Below are 5,308 nucleotides of genomic sequence, written 5' to 3' on the forward strand. Positions count from 1 at the left end.
GAGGGAACCGCGGTCCTCGAGGGGTTCGTCGTGGGCACGCACACCGGGGAGTTCGCCGGTGTGGCCGCCACGGGGCGGCAGGTGCGCATCCCGCTGGTCGTCAGCTACCGCATCGCTGACGGCCACGTGCAGGAGGCCGACGTCTACCTCCTGGTGTCGAACTTCCTGCAGCAGGTCGCCTGACGCCGGGCGCACGGGACAAAGGAAGAGATCATGGTCATCCGGCTCGTCGCACCGGTCGTTCTCCTGAGCGGCCTCGGTCTGGTGTTCCCGACCCCGGTCCCCGGGACCCCACCCCCCTCCTGGACCCACGAGCGGNCGAGTGCGAGGAGGGAATGGTCCACACCTACCTGAACCCTGCCGGTTTCGGCACGCCCTTCCACCTCGTCGGCACGAACGAGGTCATCATCCCCATGCACGTCGAGATCGTCCTACCATCGGGCGAGGGTCCTTTTGTGACCATCGACATCCCAGGGTTCGACGTCGAGTCCCGGGACGCCGTCCACTGCTGGTATGTGGATCCTGCCGGTCTCGAGGTGGACTTCTGGGGAGCCCGCCGCTAGAGGCAGCCAACCCTGCTCGGCGAGGTCACCGATGAGGACGTTGCCGCCTACTCCGGCTGGTGACCGTTCTGCAGGATGGCTCTTATTGGAGCGACACCATGCCATAACAGAATGCCGAGCGGGTTACTGAGCCACCTGGCGGCCATCTCCACCCGCGTGTCCCGGTACATTGCTCCGCCGTGTGTCCCAGGCGAGGCATCGGGAGGGGGACTTGCCCACATGGGACACACACCTTCGAGATCGCCGTCAACACATAACAGCAGCTCAGGCGGCTACCCTAGCCCTCGAGCGTTCGCGTCTTGCGCGTGGCTTCCCCTTTCCGGCCCCCAGTCAGCTGGCGCTGCGAACCGAAACGCTGATGTACGTGACAGCACGACGCCCGCCGCTCAGCGGTCCTCCGGTCGGCGGCCGCGCCGTGGCGTCATTCCGCCCAGAATGGGTCACGGCCGGATCCTGTGTTCGCGGCCCCGCAGGGCCTCCGCGACACCTGAGGGTCGGGACATCACGACTCCGCCGAGTTGAGGATGTCTCCCACCGACTGTCGGCGGCGTGCCGAGCGCCGGCAAACGACTCTCCACGACTGGTCCTGCTTCGCGCGCTTCTTCAAGATCGGCACGTGAGCCCAACGCCACCATGCGAAGATCTACCGCACCGCATCAGCGCAGACCTCCGTCGCAGGTGCGCACTCACTCAATGTGCCCGAGTCCACTCAATGTGCCCGAGTCCTTTCCAGACGTGCCGTGGTGCTCCTGGTCCCGATTTCCGACGCCGGCATGCTGGTTGGTGCGACTAGAACCGGCTGACACACGCAACAGCCATTTGTACGACACGCTCTGACCAGACCTGTCCGATCCCAGCAAACTCGCCCAGTCTGCACTAGGCGTCAGCCTTGTCAAAGCGACCCAGACTTGCGCACAACCTTACCAACTACGCGTCTTCGACAACGGACCAACCTCTCTCGTGCAGCGCATGCTCAGGGACCAGGTCCCTTTGTTCCGGAGTGATTAGAAGCCGTAATCCGTAGATGGAGTCGGCAAGCGGCTCCAGCGTTGACACGGGAGTGCCCCTGATGTTCAGGAGCGAAAGAAGCTCAGCCGACATTAATGGAGATATATCTGACACTGCTGTGTAAGCCACATCTACGTGCCGCAAGCGCACGTGCTCCGACAACGCGCTGATGTCCGACACCAACGTACGCTTCAGGCTCAGGGTTCGGAGACCCTTAAGGTCTCCAAGTGGGTCGATAGAAGCCAGCTTCCGCGCACCATCCAGAACAAGGTCTTCGAGAACGTGACAGGCAGATAGAGCATCCACACCTTCTAGCTGGGTCCAACCGAGTAGGTACATGAACCGCACGAGCCTCGGCATCCCGTCCAGAGTGCGAGTCGTGCTTGCCGACCGGACATAAATGTGCCGGAGATGCCCCAAAGCGGCAATGTGGCCCACGTCCTCGCCGCCCTCTCCCAGTTCCACGGGAGAATCGGAGGGAGCCGAAACAATGTGTAGAGTCCCCAACCTCGAAAAATTTTCCAAGAACCGAAAGGAGCTAGGCCGGGGGACGCCTCTTAAATTTAGGCGTGCGAGATCGGGAGCCCGTACCTCAGATAGCGCTTGGGTTGATGCCTGGCCAACACCCAAAGCGATCAAACGCCTCAACGAGTTCAACGCAGTGAGGTCCGCGAACTCCTGCTTGCTGAAGAGTTGTACAACTTGCAGCGAAGGCGGCAGGGCTGGAAGAACGGTGTCCGTTAGTCCCGACATGACAACACTGTCGAGCTGCGCGAAAGCGCTGATCCCCTCCAATGAGGTGATGGTCGAGTGCGGGTCGATTAGACTTCGCACGGCGTCGGGCGTAGGAATATCTCCCAATCGCTTCACTGCACGTGGGATCATCAAAGACACCTTGGGGCGCGATGGCACCAGACTAAGGTTTTCTAGCACTTCCAAATCGCCAACGTCAATGCGAAGGGCCCCTAGCTTAGCCTTAGAGAGGACACGCGCCGCGTACTCCGTCCTATCATAATAATCCCATGCTCGAAACAGTTCTTTCAAAACCGTCACACGGTGGTCTTCGGCATAACGCGCCAAACCTTCCAATGCGGACTCGCTGCCGATTATAGACAAGGCGCGCACACACGCTGCGGCTTCTGTGGCGTAGCTACCGTCTGCAAACGCAGAAAGCGGTGCGACCGCAACCTCGCCCGCAGAGGCCACAGCCTTGGCATCGGTCATATTCTGCGGCGGCAGGGCGCCTGCCAAGGCTGCATGAACCCTTTGTACAACTCCTGGAGAGACTTCCACGGCCGTCTCGAGTGCAGCCACGGCCAACAGATGCAGACGGTGCCGGAGCGGCGCCTCTTCCACTCCCCGATCAAGGAGTCCTGTCAACAATTCATCTGCTTGGCTCCCCGTGGCGTGACCAGCGGCGAGGATAACCGCTTCGCGCCATTGGTCGGAATGTGCGCGTGTGATCAGATACGGTATGTCCCCCCGGTGCATTGCCCGAGCAGCACCAAGATATTCCTGAAAAGTGCGATGCACAAAATCCATGCGCCCAGCAACGGGCTCACGTATTAGTCCACTACGCAGGAGAAGGTGTTGGTAAACTGATTCCGCACTTTCCTGAATTGCGGGCATGTTTTCAACGCGGTCTGCAATTACTCGAACCGCCTGGGCGACGGTCATGTCGCTCTTGTCATTATGTAGAAGCCAGTGGGCAATTTCTTCCATGAGGACTTGCTTCTCCCTTAAAGAGAGAGCCAGGGAGTCCTGCATCAAGATCTCTCGCTCCACGTCGCGCCTGTCCAACAGCATCTCCAAGGCTATCCGGTACAAGCCCATTCGATCCCCGGGGAGCTGCGTACGGCGTTCAAAGTTCAGGGCGCATAACATGGCGCAGAGTAGTGGCAATGTCGCCAGCGAACGGATGCTGCGGTTATCACGTATCACTGCCACTAGTTTTCCCTGGAAGGAGCGCAACTCTGCTACAGCTTCGGCGTCGTCTCCATACTGGGCCGCCGCGGCGTCATGCCAGTGCTGTATGAAACCCTCGATGTCTCGGGGTGACATTGGAACCAACTCAGCTGTAGAGAAGTCTTTTCCTGCGAGCCACCGGCCGGGAACAGCGGGTGGGCGGCTCGTCACCACGAATGTACAATCCGGGAACGTATCTACTAGGTCGGTCAGCCATACCTTCGCATCCTCCCGGCGCTGGTCAGGAAGCTCGTCCACTCCGTCGATTAGGATCAGTCCCTTGCCAGCCTCCAACTGCCGGTGAACCCAGGCGTGGGGCATTGCGCCCGCCAGAGTGGCTGCCGTGAATTCTAAGAACTGTTCGGGGCTGGGCAGAACCGAATCGACGTATCGTCGTAGCTGTATGAAGAATGGCACTTTTTCGGACCATATGGCTAATGGCCCTTCCAGCTTATTCCTAGCGGCACTCACGGCGATCCACTGCAGTAACGTCGTTTTGCCAGAACCGGCTTCCCCGCGGATCAGATGCCTGTCACCACTAGCCAATGCAGCGTCAACTCGCACCGATGCATCCCCGGAGGCCGCGCGAGGATTTGCCTCATGCATTGCTAGCAATTCTATGCTGGAACCCTCTTCCCAAAGGTCGGGTTGCGATGGTTCTTGATACTGGTGACCATCGTCATCCCGGGATGCCGAAAGCGTGATGTAAGCAATGCTCAGGGCCTGCTCGCGGGATGCTCCGCTAAGCGCCAGGCCGAACAACTTCAACTTGTCCAAGGATCTCGCCAGGTGCCACTGATAACGCTCCCTGAAGTGCCCGTCTTGATCGAGTGGCCGATTTTCGAGAACGGACAGGCCATCTAAAACGCGCGCGAGGCGTTCGAGAATAAGCGACTCTCGCCGAAGTATCTCTTGGAGAGCTTCTGGCCCGAAGGCTGGAAGGTTCAGGGCCATGTCGATGATGAAACGTGACGCTTGTTTCGTCAAGCGATCGAAAAGGACTTGCGCCGACTCACTCAGAACCGAACGCTGCCTGGCTGCGGGCAACTCTCGAAGGATTGACTCCAAGGCGACGGGATCTAGATCTGTCGAAAAGAGCACAGCCTTGTCAAGTTGTTGAAAGCCGTCTACGACATCCTTCACGGCCTCGATCGCCGCCGCCTTCTCGTGCTCAGGAAGTCCTGGACCTTCGCCATCAACAAGCGCCTCTACAACGTCAGAGACTCGTTCGGCCATAAGGTCGAACTGTCTGGCGGTACGCCGGCGGTCACGCAGCTTTGGTATATGATCCGAAAGCAGGTCTACAAAATCATCGGTGAGGCGGAGACCGACGTCTTCTTGTAGCCAAAATCGCACGACTGCTCTCACTGTTGCCGTGCCCAAACTTAGGTATATGGCTTCGAGCATTTTCGCTCCTTATGGGGGTCCGGGACGCTGGGCCGATCCTCAGCGGGTATACGACGGTTATCCCTGGCACAGTATGCCAAAAACTCCCTATGGAGTGGGTCCGTAGCGAGCCAATGTGCTCGGGCTGAGGATCCGCGCTCCGGTCCGGGATGGACCAGCTTCGCGACGGCCACCGGCCACGAATGAGTGTCCGCAACCGGCTGCGGGGCGCTCGCCGCGCGCGCCAACGCCGTGCTGGAGCCAGCACCCTCCCCCGGATCGGGCCGCCCCCTCACGTTCTGCGTCCGGGTCCGCGAGAACTTACGCAACTGCCGCTGTGAACGCGTAGCGTCCGACCATGCCGCGTGGAGGACGGCTACGCTCGT

Annotated in this window: 3 protein-coding genes; 2 read left to right on the forward strand and 1 reads right to left on the reverse strand. The window is 60.1% G+C overall.

Translation table 11 applies throughout. From position 1 onward, the window contains the following. Positions 1 to 183, forward strand: a 183-nt coding sequence (locus tag FJR00_RS15385; protein ID WP_141339590.1) for an ester cyclase, incomplete at its 5' end; no start/stop codon positions are given. 152 nt (positions 184 to 335) lie between these two features. Next, the gene (locus tag FJR00_RS15390) at positions 336 to 563 is read left to right on the forward strand and encodes a hypothetical protein (RefSeq protein ID WP_141339592.1); all 228 of its coding nucleotides are present in this window, start codon (positions 336 to 338) and stop codon (positions 561 to 563) included. Positions 564 to 1,490: 927 nt separating this feature from the next. Here FJR00_RS15390 and FJR00_RS15395 read toward each other — a convergent pair. Continuing rightward, a complete protein-coding gene (locus FJR00_RS15395; protein WP_141339594.1) occupies positions 1,491 to 4,943 on the reverse strand; it encodes an NACHT domain-containing protein in 3,453 nt (1,150 codons plus the stop codon). Positions 4,944 to 5,308: the final 365 nt, after the last annotated feature.

Origin of the sequence: Ornithinimicrobium kibberense (assembly GCF_006519705.1) — a bacterium.
GTDB classification, from domain to species: domain Bacteria; phylum Actinomycetota; class Actinomycetes; order Actinomycetales; family Dermatophilaceae; genus Ornithinicoccus; species Ornithinicoccus kibberensis.